The following is a 13,496-nucleotide window of genomic DNA, read 5'->3' on the forward strand; positions in this document are numbered from 1 at the left end:
GTCAGACCGGCTCAAATGACGTTAATAGCTGGTCGCCTCGCAGGCCTGGCGGTGCAGTTTCAGCACCTTGCACAACTTCACCGCGTCGGAACGGCTCTTCATGGGGCCGGCGACGATGCGCCAGCGGGTGCCCCGCTCACCCTGGTCGACCTTGGGGAAGCTGGCGTCGATGCTTGCCAGTTCCTCGGGGAACTTGGCCTTGATCCTGGTCCAGGTATCACGCGCCGCATCCTCGGTCTTGGCGGTGCCGAGACCGATTCCGGGAGTGCCGCCGCCCGACGGGGACTTGGCGCCGTTGCCGTTGGCCGTTGCCTGGCGCAGCCCGGCGGCGGTGCCCGAGACCGGTTGCTTGGCCAATTGGCTGTCCAGCACCTTCTCGACGGCGGCCTTTTCGCGCTTGGCTTCCTCGGTGGAGACGAGATTGGCGGCGCGCAGGCGCTCGACCCGGCCGACGGCGGTGGCCGCCTCCATCACATCCTTGGGCGGCAGAATCGGCATCTCCACCCTGCGCGGCTCGGCCGGCAGCAGGGCGTCGAGGATGGCCAGACGCTCGGCGCCGTGCTCGGCCGGCGACAACGCGCGGCTTTCCAGCGCCACGCCCAAGGCCCGCAGGCGGTCCACCACCTGCTCCTCGGTCGGGCCGGGACGCTCCAGCCCCTGGGCCGGCGGCAGCGAGGAGGAATAGGGCAGCAGGGCGCCGAGATTGGTATTGCGGCGCCGGGCATGCTCCTCGGGGGTGATCAGCCCCTCGTCCAGCAGGCGGCGCAGGGTGCGGAAACGGGTGGCGACGTTGGTTTCCGCCTGGGTGGCGCCCCGCGTCGACATCATGGAGGCCGGCATGGCCTGCCCCGGCTCGCCCAGCGGCTCGGCGGCCACCGCGCCGCGCGAAACGCCCTGGGGCACCATGGGCTCGAAGGTCTGCGGCGTCATGTCGGTGCCGCGCCCCGAACGGAGCGCCGAGCCGGCCACGGTGCGGCCCAGCAACTTGTCCACCACCAGCAGGTTGGCCTGGGCCACGTCGATCAGCGAGCGCACCTGCGGCCCGCCCTGGGACGGGGTGGTGAGGGTCACCTGCGGCCGGTTGGCGATGATCACCTCGTAATACTGCCGGGCCAGATCGTAGCGGCCGGTAGCCTGATAGACCATGCCGGCGGTATAGAGGGCGTAGGGGTCCTTGGGATTGCGCCGCAGCGCCTCGATGGCCAGACGCTCGGCGGTGCTGTATTCGCCGCGGGTCAGGGCGCTCATGGCCTTTTCGCTGGAATCGTCGTCGAGCAGGGGAGACTTCATCACGGCATCGGTGAAGCCGCGCGGATCGTTCAGCACGCCGCACCCCGCCAGCACTGCCGCCAGCGACACGGCCAGGACGCCCCTGCGCAAGCCTTTCATGCTCATAGACCTCGTCCCCCAACATGGCACGATCATCCGCCCCTCCCGGACTCTCATATCGGGACGGACGGGACAAGACCTTTTCAGCCTTGCCGCCATAATGCGTCAATGAAGGTTCACACTTTGCTAATGGCTGGAAGCGCGGCGGCTGGTATAGTTGCCGGATCGACCGGGGGACGCGATGGACGGCCGGGAAATCGAGTTGAAGCTGGCGCTGGCGCCCGAGGAGATGGCCCGAATCGCCGCGCGCCCCTGCCTGAACACCGGGCGGCTGGCCGACCCGGTGTCGAAGCGCCTGTCCTCCATTTATTACGACACGCCCGACTTCACCCTGGCCGCCCAGGGCATCGCCGCCCGGATACGGCGTACCGGCAAGGGCTTCGTCCAGACGGTGAAGTCCGCCGGCACCAATGTCTCGGGCCTGTTCGACCGCGACGAGTGGGAAGTACCGCTCGCCGCCGCCGATCTGGATTACGGGCAATTGCGTCTGACCGGCTTGGCCGCCTTTGCCGACGAGAGTCTGACCGAACGCCTGTCCCCCGTCTTCGCCACCGAGGTGGAGCGCACCATCCTGCGCCTGGGCGGCAAGGACTGGGAGGTGGAGGTGGCGCTCGACCGGGGCACGGTGGAGGCCGGCGACCGGCGGGAAGAAATCTGCGAGGTGGAGTTGGAGCTGGTGCGCGGCACGCCGGCCCATCTGTTCCAACTGGCGGCCCGCATCATGAAGGAGGTGGCGGCCCACCCGCTCTGCCTCAGCAAGTCGGAGCGGGGATACCGGCTGGCGGCGGGCAAGTCCTCGCCCGTGGTGAAGGCCAAGATGCCGGTCCTGACATCCGCCATGACGGTGGAGGAGGCCTTCCGCGCCATCGCCCGCGCCTGCCTCGAGCACCTGATGCTCAACGAGCGCTGCCTGCTGGCCACCGAGGCCGGCGAGGCCGTCCACCAGATGCGGGTGGCCATGCGCCGCCTGCGCTCGGCCATCAAGGTCTTCAAGAGCATCACCGCCGGCCCCGACCTCGGCCGGGTCAAAGACGACCTGCGCTGGCTGCTGGCCCATCTGGGGCCGGCCCGCGACGCCGAGGTGTTCCTGTCCGAGATCGTTGATCCGGTGCTGGCCGCCCATCCCGACGATACCGGCCTGATCGCCCTGCACACCCATTGGAGCAAGGATCGCGAGACCAAGCTGGCCGCCGCCATCGCCGCCGTGCGGTCGCGGCGCTACGCCGCCATGATCCTCAACCTGGGACGCTGGGTGGAAACCGGTGACTGGCTCGGCCCCCCCGGCGGTCCGCCGCCCAAGCGTCTGGCCGAGCCGGTGGCCGCCTTCGCCGCCCGCCGGGTGGGCAAGGCGGTGCGCAGCCTGCTGAAGGAGGGAGGCGAGGCTCTGTCGCGACTGCCGCCCGAGCATCAACACGCGGTGCGCATCCGTTGCAAGCAGGTCCGCTATGCCGGCGAATTCTTCGCCCCCCTGTCGCCGCGCAAGGGTACCAAGCTGTTCCTGGCGGAACTGTCGGAACTGCAAGATGTGCTGGGCCAGCTCAACGACATCGCCGTGGCCGGACCGAAACTGTCGGGGCGCGGCGCCGAGGCGGGCTCGTCACGCGCCGCCGGCGTGATCGCCGGCTGGCATCAGAGCCGCCGCACCGCCCTGCTCGGCGATGCCGACAAGGCGTGGAAGCGTTGGCGCGCCCTGCCGGTGCCCTGGGACGAAAAATAAGATCGGGCCTCGGAGAGAGCCCTATTCGTCCAGCCTCTTGCCGTCCAGGTCACGGGATTGCCGCTCGGTCTCGCGGCTCGCCGCTTCCTTTTCCTGGCGATTGCGGCCGAAGCGCACCCGGTTGTTCCGGGCAGTCTCCTCGGCCTCGGCCTTGGCGCGCGCCTTGCGCGCCTTGTTGAGATTGACGATGTCCGCCACGGCCACCTCCCATGAGCAATGCACCATCACTCTATAGAGTCGCTTATTCCGCTGTCGAATCGCATCGATGAAAGAAAGAGGCTTGCGCCCCCCGGATTCGACTGCTATATCACCGGCCCTCGCGCGGGTGTAGCTCAGTTGGTCAGAGCGCCGGCCTGTCACGCCGGAGGTCGCGGGTTCGAGCCCCGTCACTCGCGCCATTCCTCTTCTCGAGGAATGGCATCGCAAACGCCGGTCCCTCCAGGGACCGGCGTTTTGCGTTATGGCCCCGCCCAGTTTAATGCACAAATATTCGCCATGAAATATTTTTGCCCATAAACGAGTCACACCCCTTGCCGCAGGCGCCTTGAACGCCATTCTTTGCCGCTTTTTTAAGCCAATGCCTCGGCCCATTGCCCCATTTGCAGGCAATGACCGGCGGCACAAAAAATACGCATACAGCAACTCATTGTTTCCATTAAGCTATCCAAGCTTCTGGCATTTGGCATGCATCTTGAAGCCGGGCCGCCATCCCGCGGCGGCGGCAGCATTTTTGGGCAGAGGAAGCAAATGGAGACCACGAAAACAGGCGCCGATGTATTGTTCATCCTCTTGGGAGCGGTGATGGTTCTGGCCATGCATTCCGGCTTCGCCTTCCTGGAGGTCGGCACGGTCCGGAAAAAGAATCAGGTCAACGCACTGGTCAAGATCCTCTCGGACTTCGCGGTGTCGACCATCGTCTATTTCTTCGTGGGCTATTCCGTCGCCTACGGCACCAGCTTCCTGGTGGGCGCCGACGTGCTGATCGGCAAGACCGGCAACGCCTTCGCGGCCTCGGGCTACGATCTGGTCAAGTTCTTCTTCCTGGCCACCTTCGCCGCCGCCATCCCGGCCATCGTGTCGGGCGGCATCGCCGAGCGCGCCAAGTTCAACACCCAGCTGATGGCCACCGCCCTGCTGGTCGGGCTGGTCTACCCCCTGTTCGAGGGCATGGTGTGGGGGACCCGCTTCGGCTTCCAGGAGCTGATGAAGGGCTGGTTCGGCGTGGCCTTCCACGACTTCGCCGGCTCGGTGGTGGTGCATGCGGTGGGCGGCTGGATCGGCCTCGCCGCCGTGCTGATGCTGGGCACCCGCCTGGGGCGCTATCGCAAGGACGGCCGTCTGGTGGCCTTCCCGCCCTCCAATATCCCCTTCCTGGCGCTGGGCGCCTGGATTTTGTCGGTGGGCTGGTTCGGCTTCAACGTCATGAGCGCCCAGGTGATCGCCGACATTTCCGGTCTGGTCGCCATGAACTCGCTGCTAGCCATGGTGGGCGGCATCGTCACCAGTCTGGTGGTGGGCCGCAACGACCCCGGCTTCATCCATAACGGCGCCCTGGCCGGTCTGGTGGCCGTCTGCGCCGGTTCGGACGTTATGCATCCCATCGGCGCCCTGGCCACCGGCGGCATCGCCGGCGGCATGTTCGTCTGGCTGTTCAATCTGTGCCAGATCAAGTGGAAGATCGACGACGTGCTGGGCGTCTGGGCGCTGCACGGCATGTGCGGCTTCATGGGCGGCATCGCCTGCGGCGTGTTCGGCCAGCAGGCCCTGGGCGGCCTGGGCGGCGTCAGCTTGGGCGCGCAGGTGCTCGGCACGGTCATCGGCGCCGCCATCGGCCTGATCGGCGGCCTGGCGGTCTATGGCGGCCTCAGGGCGACCCTCGGCATCCGGCTGTCGGACGAGGAGGAATTCGCCGGAGCCGATCTTTCCATCCACCAGATCGGCGCCTATCCCGAGGACGCCACCACCGTGCACGACGACGGCCTCGCCATGTCGGTGCACTCGGCCAACAAGCGCCGGGCGGCCGGCTGAATCAGTCGCGCGTCTTGATGAGGAAAGGGCCGCCCCACCGGGCGGCCCTTTTGGTTTTCAGGTCACCACGCTGGAGGCGGGGAAGGTGAGCACCACGCGGGTTCCCTCGCCCACCCGGCTTTCCAGGCTGAGATTGCCGCCGTGCAGTTCCATGAAGCCCTTGGCCAGGGGCAGACCGAGGCCGGTGCCTTCGTGCTTGGGGCTGATGGCGTTTTCAGCCTGCCCGAAGGGCTGCAGCACCATGGGGATGTCCTCGGCGGCGATGCCGACGCCGTCATCCTCGACCACCACGGTGACGCAGCCGTCCACCAGGGCGGCCTCGACCCGGATATTGCCGGATTCGGGGGTGAATTTGGCGGCGTTGGACAGCAGATTGAGAACGATCTGCTTCATCAGCCGCTCGTCGGCGCGGATCATGGGCAGGCCATCCTGGGGGGTGAAGACCAGGGTCTGGCGCTTGTTGGAAACCACGTGGCTGACGAGGCGCATGGCGGCGCGCACCGCCTCGGCCACGTCCACCACGCTTTCGCGCAGGACGACCTTGCCCACCTCGACGCGGGACACGTCGAGGATATCGCTGATCACCCGCAGCAGGTGGTGGGCGGATTCAGAGATGTTGTCGAGAAAGCCGCCATACCGCTCGACGTCGTCGGTCCCCATGATGCTGTGGGCCAGTTCGGAAAAGCCGATGATGGCGTTGAGCGGCGTGCGCAGTTCGTGGCTCATGTTGGCCAGAAAGATGGTCTTGGCCCGGGATGCCGCCTCGGCCGCCTCGCGGGCCGCCTGGGCCTGCTCCTCCGCCTTGGCGCGCCGGCTGATTTCCTTTTGCAGCCAGCGGGTCCGTTCCTCCACCGCCTGCTGCAATTCGTCGTGGGCGCGGCGCAGATAGTCCTCGGCCTGCTTGCGCGCCGTGATGTCGCGGGCGATGCCGGCCAGTCCCACCACCTCGCCGCCCTGGCGGATGGGAACCTTGGTCACCGAATACCACTGGGCATCGCCGGCGGCGTCGGTCACCGCCTCCACCTTGTCCAGTTGCGACGCCCCCTGCTCGATGATGGCCCGCTCCTCGGCCTCGACGGCCTGCGCCCGGTCGGACTCCAGAAGTTCAGCCAGGGTCTGGCCGACCAGATCGCTGGTCTCGGCCAGGCCGATCAGGCGGGCCTGCGGCTGGTTGACGCGCGAGAACTTGAGCTGCAGGTCCTTGATGAAGATGGCGTCGGGAATATTGTTCATCAGGGCCAGCAGCAGGGTGCGTTCCTGCTGCAGGGTCCGGTCCAGGCGCCAGCGGTCGGCGGCGGTGCGCACCACCACCTTCAGTTCCAGCGGGTTCCACGGCTTGGACAGGTAGGCGTGAATCTGGCCAAGATTGACGGCGCTGACCAGGGCGTCCAGGTCGGAATATCCGGTGACCAGCACGCGGGTGGCGTCGGACAGCACCCGCGCCTGCCCCAGGAACTCGGCGCCGCTCATGCCCGGCATGCGCTGATCCGACAGGATCACCGCCATCTCGTGATCCTTCAGGGTCTCCAGCGCCGAGGGACCGTCATGGGCGGTCCACACCTCGAACTCGTCTTCCAGCAGGTCGGTGATGGCCGTGAGGATCTGCGGCTCGTCATCGACGACCAGCACGTGCTCCTTCGCTCCCGTCCGGGAAGTGCTCATCGGCCTCATGCCCCTTCGAGGTTGGCTGGAATCAGAATGCGGATTTCGGTTCCCTGGCCCGGAGTGCTCGACACCTCGATACGGCCGTCATGGCTCTTGATGATGCCGTAGGAGATGGACAGGCCCAGGCCGGTCCCCTGCCCCACCGGCTTGGTGGTGAAGAAGGGGTCGAAGATGCGTTCCCGGATTTCCGGCGGGATGCCGCTGCCGGTATCGCTCACCGCGATGGCGAACATGCCGTCCTGGCGGAAGGTGCGCACCGTGATGGCGCCCTTGCCCTCGATGGCGTCCACCGCGTTGGCGACCACGTTCATGATCACCTGGTTCAGTTGCCCGGCATAGCAGGCCAGCATGTTGTCCGCCGTGTAATTGCGGCGGACCTCGATGCGGTCGCTCATCTTGTGGCGCAGGAACAGCAGAACGGATTCCACCGCCTCCTTGATGTCGACGGTCTTGAACTCGCCCTCGTCCAGACGCGAGAAGGTGCGCAGCTTGACCACCAGCTCACGCACCCGCTCCAGCCCCTGGCCGGTATCGGCGATGCGCTTCCTGGCCTTGTCCAGCTTGGTCACGTGCTCGGGCGACAGGCTGGCCGCCGCCTCGGTCATGACGGCGGCCAGCCAGTTCTCGATGGAGAAGACATTGGACAGCGCGAAGGAGAGCGGATTGTTGATCTCGTGGGCGATGCCCGCCACCAACTGGCCGAGCGACGCCATCTTCTCCGACTGGATCAGATGGACCTGGGTCTCGCGCAGCTTGGTATTGGCCTCTTCCAGTTCGGCATTGGCCCGGGCCAGCCCCTCGGCCAGGGCGGCACGGGCTTCGGCCGCCTCCTTCTCCGCCTTGGCGCGCAGGGTCTCCATCTCGCGCAGGCGGATTTCCTCGACGATGCGCTGGTTCTGCTCCAGCAGGAACTTACGGCGCAGCAGGGCGCGCAGACGGGCGCGCAGCAGACTCATCTCGGTGGACTTGCCGACGAAATCATCGGCGCCGGCCTCCAGCGCGCGGGCGACGTTCTCCTTGTGCTCGTAGGCCGACAGCATCAGCACCACCAGCGGCGCGTCGTCGTCCGAGCGCATCTTGGACAGTTCCTTGCACACGGCGATGCCATCCATCTCGGGCATCACCATGTCGACCATGACGCAGTCGAAATCGCTTTGCGACAGCAGCGCCAGACCATCGGCGCCGCTGGTCACCTGGGTGACGTCGCAGCCTTCGTCGGTCAGTTCCTGGGCCAGGCTTTCGCGGTAGGTGGTGCTGTCGTCGATGATCAGCACTCTGGCCCGGCGGAACAGCGAGCGTCCGACCTCGACGTTGACCGCCTGACGGCGCGCCTTGCGCAACAGGTTATGGACGCGCAGCAGCAGGATTTCCGGGTCCTCGGACTTGGCGACGAAATCGTCGGCGCCGCTTTCCAGGCCGTGCAGCTCGGCCGCCGAGGTCTCGTCGGCGGTCAGCATCATCAGCGGAATGCTCCGCGTGGTGATGTCCATGTGAATCTGGCGGCACAGCTCGTCGCCCTGGATGCCCGGCAGGTGGTAATCGACGATGATCAGGCTGGGACGCTGGCGGTTGATCTCCTCCAGGGCGGCCTCGCCGGAATGGGCGCAGACGGTCCGGAAGCCCTCCTGCTCCATGACCAGTTGGAGCTTCAGCGCCTGGGTCACCGAATCCTCGACGATGAGGATGAGATGGTCGTCGGTCACGTCTTCTCTCCCAGGGCAAGGTCGCGCAGTCTGGAGGCGATGGCGGGCAGCGGCAGGGTTTCGCGCGCGCCGCCCAGCTTGGCGGCGGCGGCGGGCATGCCGTTGACCACGCAGGTGGAAGCATCCTCGACGATAGTGTAGGCCCCCTTGTCGGCCATCTGCAGCAGGCCGTCGGAACCGTCGGAGCCCATGCCGGTCAGCACCACGCCGATGCCGTGTTTGCCCAGGTCACGGGCCATGGCGCTGAACAGCACGGTCCCCGAGGGCTTCTGGTTGCAGACGGCCGGGGAATCGAGAATGGACAGATGGCCGTGGACCAGACCGAGATGCCGGTCGGCGGGGGCGACGTAGACCCGGCCGGGCAGGGGCTTCTCGTCATCGGCGGCGATGCGGACCTCGAAGGGAGTGGCGCCCGACAGCCAGGTCACGAAGCCCTCGAGAAAGCTGGACGTGATGTGCTGGACCAGCAGGATCGGCAGGGGAAAATCGGCGCCCAGGCCGCCCAGCAACTGCACCAGGGCCTGCGGCCCACCGGTGGAGGCGACGATGCCCACCATGGAATAGCTTCCGGCGCGCCCCGGCGACGGCCGGGCCGGCGTTTCGTCGCTGCCGAAATTCAGGCCCCGGCTGATCCCTTGGCGCACCACCTGAACCTGGCTCATGATGGCCAGCTGGGTACAGATCTTGGCGGCCATGGTCTCATAGCCGGCATTGGTGACGCCAACCGGCTTTTCCACCACCGACAGCGCTCCGGCACGCAGCGCGTTCATGGCGATGTTCAGTTCGTTGTCGTCCACCTGGGCGGCCACCACCACGATGGGGGTGGGGCGCCGCGCCATGATCTTGAGCGTGGCGTCCAGGCCGTTCATGCCGGGCAGGCGGATGTCCAGCGAGATGACGTCGGGCTGCAGCGTCTCCAACTGCTCGAGGCATTCCTCGGCGCTGGTCACCGCCGCCAGCACCTCGAACCGCCCGTCGGAACCGATGATGTGGTTCAGCAGTTCCCGGACCACCAGCGAGTCCTCGACGATCAGGACCTTGATCTTCTTTCGCACGGAGCTCATAGGAACTGGCCTATGGTTTCGAGCAGTTCCTGCTGGTCGAACTTGCGCTTGACCACATAGGCGTCGGCGCCCAGTTCCAGGCCTCGCGCCTTATCCTCGCGCGCCTCCAGCGAACTGACCAGGATGAGGGGAATGGCCTTGAGGGCGGGATCGGACTTCACCGCCTGCAGCAGGCCGAAGCCGTCCAGGCGCGGCATCTGGATGTCCGAGATGATCAGGTCGATCTGCTCGGCCCGAAGACGCCCCAGTCCCTCCAATCCGTCATGGGCGAGGCGCACCTGATAGCCGTGGGCCTCGAGGATGCTCTTTTCCAGGGTACGGGTGGTGAGCGAATCGTCCACCACCAGGATGACCGGCACCCGCTTCTCGGCCTGCTTCTCCACCGTGGTCAGCCCCCGGATGCTGCCCGACTTGCGGAAGGTCTCGACGATCTCGAAGGGATTGAGGACCAGGGCGATGTCACCGTCCTCCAGCAATACGCCGCCGGCCACCATGGTGCCGCGCGCACCGGGCACGCCGATATCCTTGACCAGTCCCTCGCGGATGGACAGGAAAGCGTCGATGGCCACCGCCACCCGGCGTTCGCCATTCTTCAGCACCACCAGCGGCACCACGTTGCGGGTCACCTTGACCGAGCTTTCGCCGAACGCCAGCAGATGAGCCAGGGACAGCAGCGGAATCTGCCGGTCGCCCAGGAACACCACCGACTTGCCCTCGACGGTACCCACGTCCTCGGCCCGCACCCGGTAGAGGCGGTCGACGCCCTCGGTGGGCAGGCCGTAGATGTGGCCCTGACACTCCACCAGGAACAGGCGCTGGGTCGAGACGGTCAGCGGCAGCGACAGGCGGAAGCAGGTGCCCACCGGCTGGCGGTCCCGGACCTCCACCGTGCCGTTCATCATGGCCATGGCTTCACGCACCACCGACAGCCCCATGCCGCGCCCGGACAGGTCGTCCACCATGCGGGCGGTGGAAAAGCCGGGATCGAAGATGACGTCGACCAGCGACTGGCGGTCTACCTGGAAGGATTCGGCCTCGGAGAACAGGCCGCGCTCCACCGCCTTGCGGCGGATGGCCTCGAAATTGACGCCGCGACCGTCATCCTCGATCTGTACCACCAGGCGTCCCTCGGACACGTCGAAGGACAGGCCCACATGGGCCGCCGCCGACTTTCCCCCGGCCTTGCGCTCGTCGGGAGGCTCGACGCCATGGGACAGGGCATTGCGCAACAGGTGCATCACCGGGTCCTTCAGACCCTGCAGCACCATGCGGTCGGCCTCGACATCCAGGCCCGACACCTGCACCATCACCTGCTTGCCCGCGGCGCGGGCCAGATCGCGGACCATCTTGCGGAAGCCGCCGAAGATGGAATCGGCGGGCACCATGCGGACCTGCCGCACTTCCTGCTGCAAATCGTTGCCCAACTGACGCAGCGCCCAGCCGGTGCGCTGCTGCCGGCGCCGCACGCCGCGCAGTTCGCGGCTGATGCCGGTCAGGGCCTGCTCCAGGGCCTCGTGCTGGCGTTCCAGCGCAATGGCCCGGTCGTAATCGCCCAGATCGCGCAGCGCGGCGGCCGCGGCCTTGCGGGCCCGGCGCCAGGAGCGGTCGAAATCGGCCAGGGTGCGGTCGAGCCCCAGCAGCGATTGGGTCACCTGCCGCTGGTTCATGGTCTCGGTCAGCAATTCGTTGGAGGAACGCAGCAGCCGGTCGAGGTGAAGGGCCCGCACCCGCACCGTTTCCTCGGGGCGCACCGCCGGGGCGGCCGAACGCTCGGCGGGGGGCTCATCCTCGTCCGCCTCATCCGCCTCGGACCCCTCGGCGGCGGGCGGCGGGGGCACGGGCGCGGGCGCCACGACGACCCGCTCAGGCACCGGTATGGGTCGGGGCGCCGGCGCCTCCATGCTCACCGCATGGCCCTCGATCATGGCGTCGAGGGCGGCAATGGTGGCGGCGGTGTCGGGCAACGCCTCATTGGCCAGATTGGCCGCCACCCAATCCTCGATGACGTCGAGCACCTGGCCCAGGCCGACCGCCATGTCGTGATCCAGCCTGGACTGGCCGGAGCGGACCTTGGCGAACAGCGTCTCCATCCGGTGGGAGATTTCCTCGATGGCCGGCAGGTCCACCGCCCGCGACGCCCCCTTCAGCGAGTGGGCGCGGCGGAAGATTTCGTCCAGCTGCGCGAGTCCGCTTCCCTCCGCCTTGTGCCCGAGGTCGTCGAGCAGCGAGCGGATGGCATCAACATGTTCCCGGTATTCGATCTGAAAGGCTTGCAGCAGCCTTTCGCGGATACTGATCAAAGCCGGTATTTCTCCAAGGTGCGCGACAGCTTCTGGCCCAGCTGGCTGAGGTCGAGGGAGGCCTTCTCCAACTGGGCGGTGGTCTGCGCCGTCTGCTGGCTGGCCTGACGGATTTCATGCAGCGCCTGCGTCACCTGTTCCAGGCCGATCTGCTGCTGGTTGGTGGCGCCGACGATCTGCTGGAAGGCATGGACGCTTTCCTGGATGTTGTCGGCCATCTGGCGGATGACGTGCTCGGACATGGTGGACTTCTCGCGGCCCAGCTCGACGCGCTTCAGGGCTTCCTCGGTCAGCATCACCGAGGTGTTGATGCCCTTCTGGGTCTGCTCGAGGATGCCGCGCACCTGGGCCGTGGCCTCCTTGGCCTGATCGGCCAGATTCTTGATCTCCCCGGCCACCACCGAGAAACGGCGGCCCTGCTCGCGGGCGTCGGCCGCCTCGATGGCGGCGTTGAGCGCCACCAGGTTGGACTGCTCGGCGAGCTCGTTGACCGTGGCGATAATCTCGCCCACCGCCTGGGTCCGCTCCGACAGGGTGATGATGTTCTCGGCCACCGTCTCGGTCTGCTCGCGGATGGCCTCCATGCCGGCCGAGGCATCGCGCACGGCGTGCAGGCCGGCGGTGCCCGAGGTGGCAACCGCCTCGGCGGTGCCCGCCACCTGACGGGAACGCTCGGCCACCTGCTTGCCCGACAGGCTGATTTCCTCGACGGTGGTGGTGATCTCCTGCACGGCGGCGGCCTGCTGCTTGGTGCCGGCGGCCTGTTCCTGGGCCGAGGACAGGATGGCGGCGGCGGCGGCGGTCAGCGCGTCGCAGGCCGAGCGGGTCTGCAACGCGATGTCGCGCTGGCTGCGCAGCATCTCGTCGAAGGCCTCCTGCAGCACGCCGATCTCATCGGACGAGCTGACCTCCAGCGGCTCGATGCGCAGGTCGCCCTCGGCGATCTTGCGGGCGGCCTCGGCGCAGGCGGCCAGCGGGTCGGCGATCTGGCGGCCGATCAGGCTGCTGACCACCAGCCCCAACAGGGCGCAGATCACGCCGACGATCATTTCCAGCCCGATCATGCCGCGGATGGAGCTGTCGGCCTGGAAGCTCAGCATCTTGACCGCCACTTCGGCGGAATCGCTCAACTGGGCCTGCAGGGCCAGCAATTCCTTCAGCTTCTCGGCCCGGCGGACGTCATTGGCGCCCAAGGCCAGCAGCCCGGTCGCCGAGGCTTCGTACTGGCGCAGCAGCGTCGCCTGCTCGGCCAGCTTGGCGCGAATCTCCACGGTGGGAGCCGGCGGCAGGTCGGTCTTGGCGCCGGTGTCGACATTGACCACCACCTCGCCGCCCTCCATCAGGGCGGCAAGGGAATCGCGCATCAGCCGCAGGGTGGCCTGATGGTCCACCGCCACCCCGTTGCCGATCAGCAGCACCTCCTTGGCGAATTTCTGCGACAGCATGCGCTGGCGTCCGGCAATGTCGGTGACCACCGAATTCTGGGTCTGGCTGCGCAGCACCATGACGTTGAAGGCGATCAACCCGGCCAGGACCAGGGTAAAGCCCAGGGACACCGTGGAGAACTTGCGGCGAAGCTTCAGATTTCTCCACCAGGAGCGTTGCGCGGTCTTGGTCATCGGGACTTCCT

General features: G+C 67.1%; 9 protein-coding genes and 1 tRNA gene. 3 read left to right on the top strand and 7 right to left on the bottom strand.

Features of this window, described 5'->3' with window-relative positions:
• Window positions 1–21 precede the first annotated feature (21 nt).
• The gene (locus tag CP958_RS04385; protein ID WP_242442740.1) at window positions 22–1,389 is read right to left on the bottom strand and encodes a tetratricopeptide repeat protein; all 1,368 of its coding nucleotides are present in this window, start codon (window positions 1,387–1,389) and stop codon (window positions 22–24) included.
• A gap of 181 nt (window positions 1,390–1,570) precedes the next feature.
• On the opposite strand from CP958_RS04385, the gene CP958_RS04390 reads away from it, so the two are divergent.
• On the top strand, window positions 1,571–3,106 hold the full coding sequence (locus CP958_RS04390) for a CYTH and CHAD domain-containing protein (protein ID WP_096700779.1): 1,536 nt from the start codon (window positions 1,571–1,573) through the stop codon (window positions 3,104–3,106).
• A 21-nt stretch (window positions 3,107–3,127) separates the two neighbouring features.
• Here the strand turns inward: CP958_RS04390 and CP958_RS04395 are convergent, their stop codons facing one another.
• Window positions 3,128–3,304: a DUF4169 family protein gene (locus CP958_RS04395; RefSeq protein WP_170958831.1), complete on the bottom strand. Its 177-nt coding sequence runs from the start codon at window positions 3,302–3,304 to the stop codon at window positions 3,128–3,130.
• 123 nt (window positions 3,305–3,427) lie between these two features.
• Between CP958_RS04395 and CP958_RS04400 the strand changes: the two genes are divergently transcribed.
• Together CP958_RS04400 and CP958_RS04405 are read left to right on the top strand one after the other, a co-directional pair.
• Window positions 3,428–3,504, top strand: a tRNA-Asp gene (locus CP958_RS04400).
• 349 nt (window positions 3,505–3,853) lie between these two features.
• Entirely contained in the window at window positions 3,854–5,134 is a 1,281-nt protein-coding gene (locus CP958_RS04405) for an ammonium transporter (RefSeq protein WP_096700781.1), read from the top strand.
• A 57-nt stretch (window positions 5,135–5,191) separates the two neighbouring features.
• Here the strand turns inward: CP958_RS04405 and CP958_RS04410 are convergent, their stop codons facing one another.
• Genes CP958_RS04410 through CP958_RS04430 form a run of 5 tightly spaced genes read right to left on the bottom strand, consistent with a single transcriptional unit; the run spans window position 5,192 to window position 13,485 of the window.
• Complete coding sequence (locus CP958_RS04410; RefSeq protein ID WP_096700782.1) at window positions 5,192–6,796, bottom strand: ATP-binding protein; 1,605 nt, start codon at window positions 6,794–6,796, stop codon at window positions 5,192–5,194.
• A gap of 5 nt (window positions 6,797–6,801) precedes the next feature.
• Window positions 6,802–8,502, bottom strand: a complete 1,701-nt coding sequence (locus CP958_RS04415) for a response regulator (RefSeq protein ID WP_096700783.1) — start codon at window positions 8,500–8,502, stop codon at window positions 6,802–6,804.
• A complete protein-coding gene (locus CP958_RS04420) occupies window positions 8,499–9,557 on the bottom strand; it encodes a chemotaxis protein CheB (protein ID WP_096700881.1) in 1,059 nt (352 codons plus the stop codon). The genes CP958_RS04415 and CP958_RS04420 overlap by 4 nt, the downstream gene beginning before the upstream one ends.
• A gap of 5 nt (window positions 9,558–9,562) precedes the next feature.
• Window positions 9,563–11,866, bottom strand: coding sequence for a response regulator (locus tag CP958_RS04425; protein ID WP_096700784.1), 2,304 nt, complete (start codon window positions 11,864–11,866; stop codon window positions 9,563–9,565).
• Window positions 11,863–13,485, bottom strand: coding sequence for a methyl-accepting chemotaxis protein (locus CP958_RS04430; protein ID WP_242442741.1), 1,623 nt, complete (start codon window positions 13,483–13,485; stop codon window positions 11,863–11,865). Before CP958_RS04430 ends, CP958_RS04425 begins: the two co-directional genes overlap by 4 nt.
• Window positions 13,486–13,496: the final 11 nt, after the last annotated feature.

Source organism: Magnetospirillum sp. 15-1, assembly GCF_900184795.1.
GTDB lineage: Bacteria > Pseudomonadota > Alphaproteobacteria > Rhodospirillales > Magnetospirillaceae > Phaeospirillum.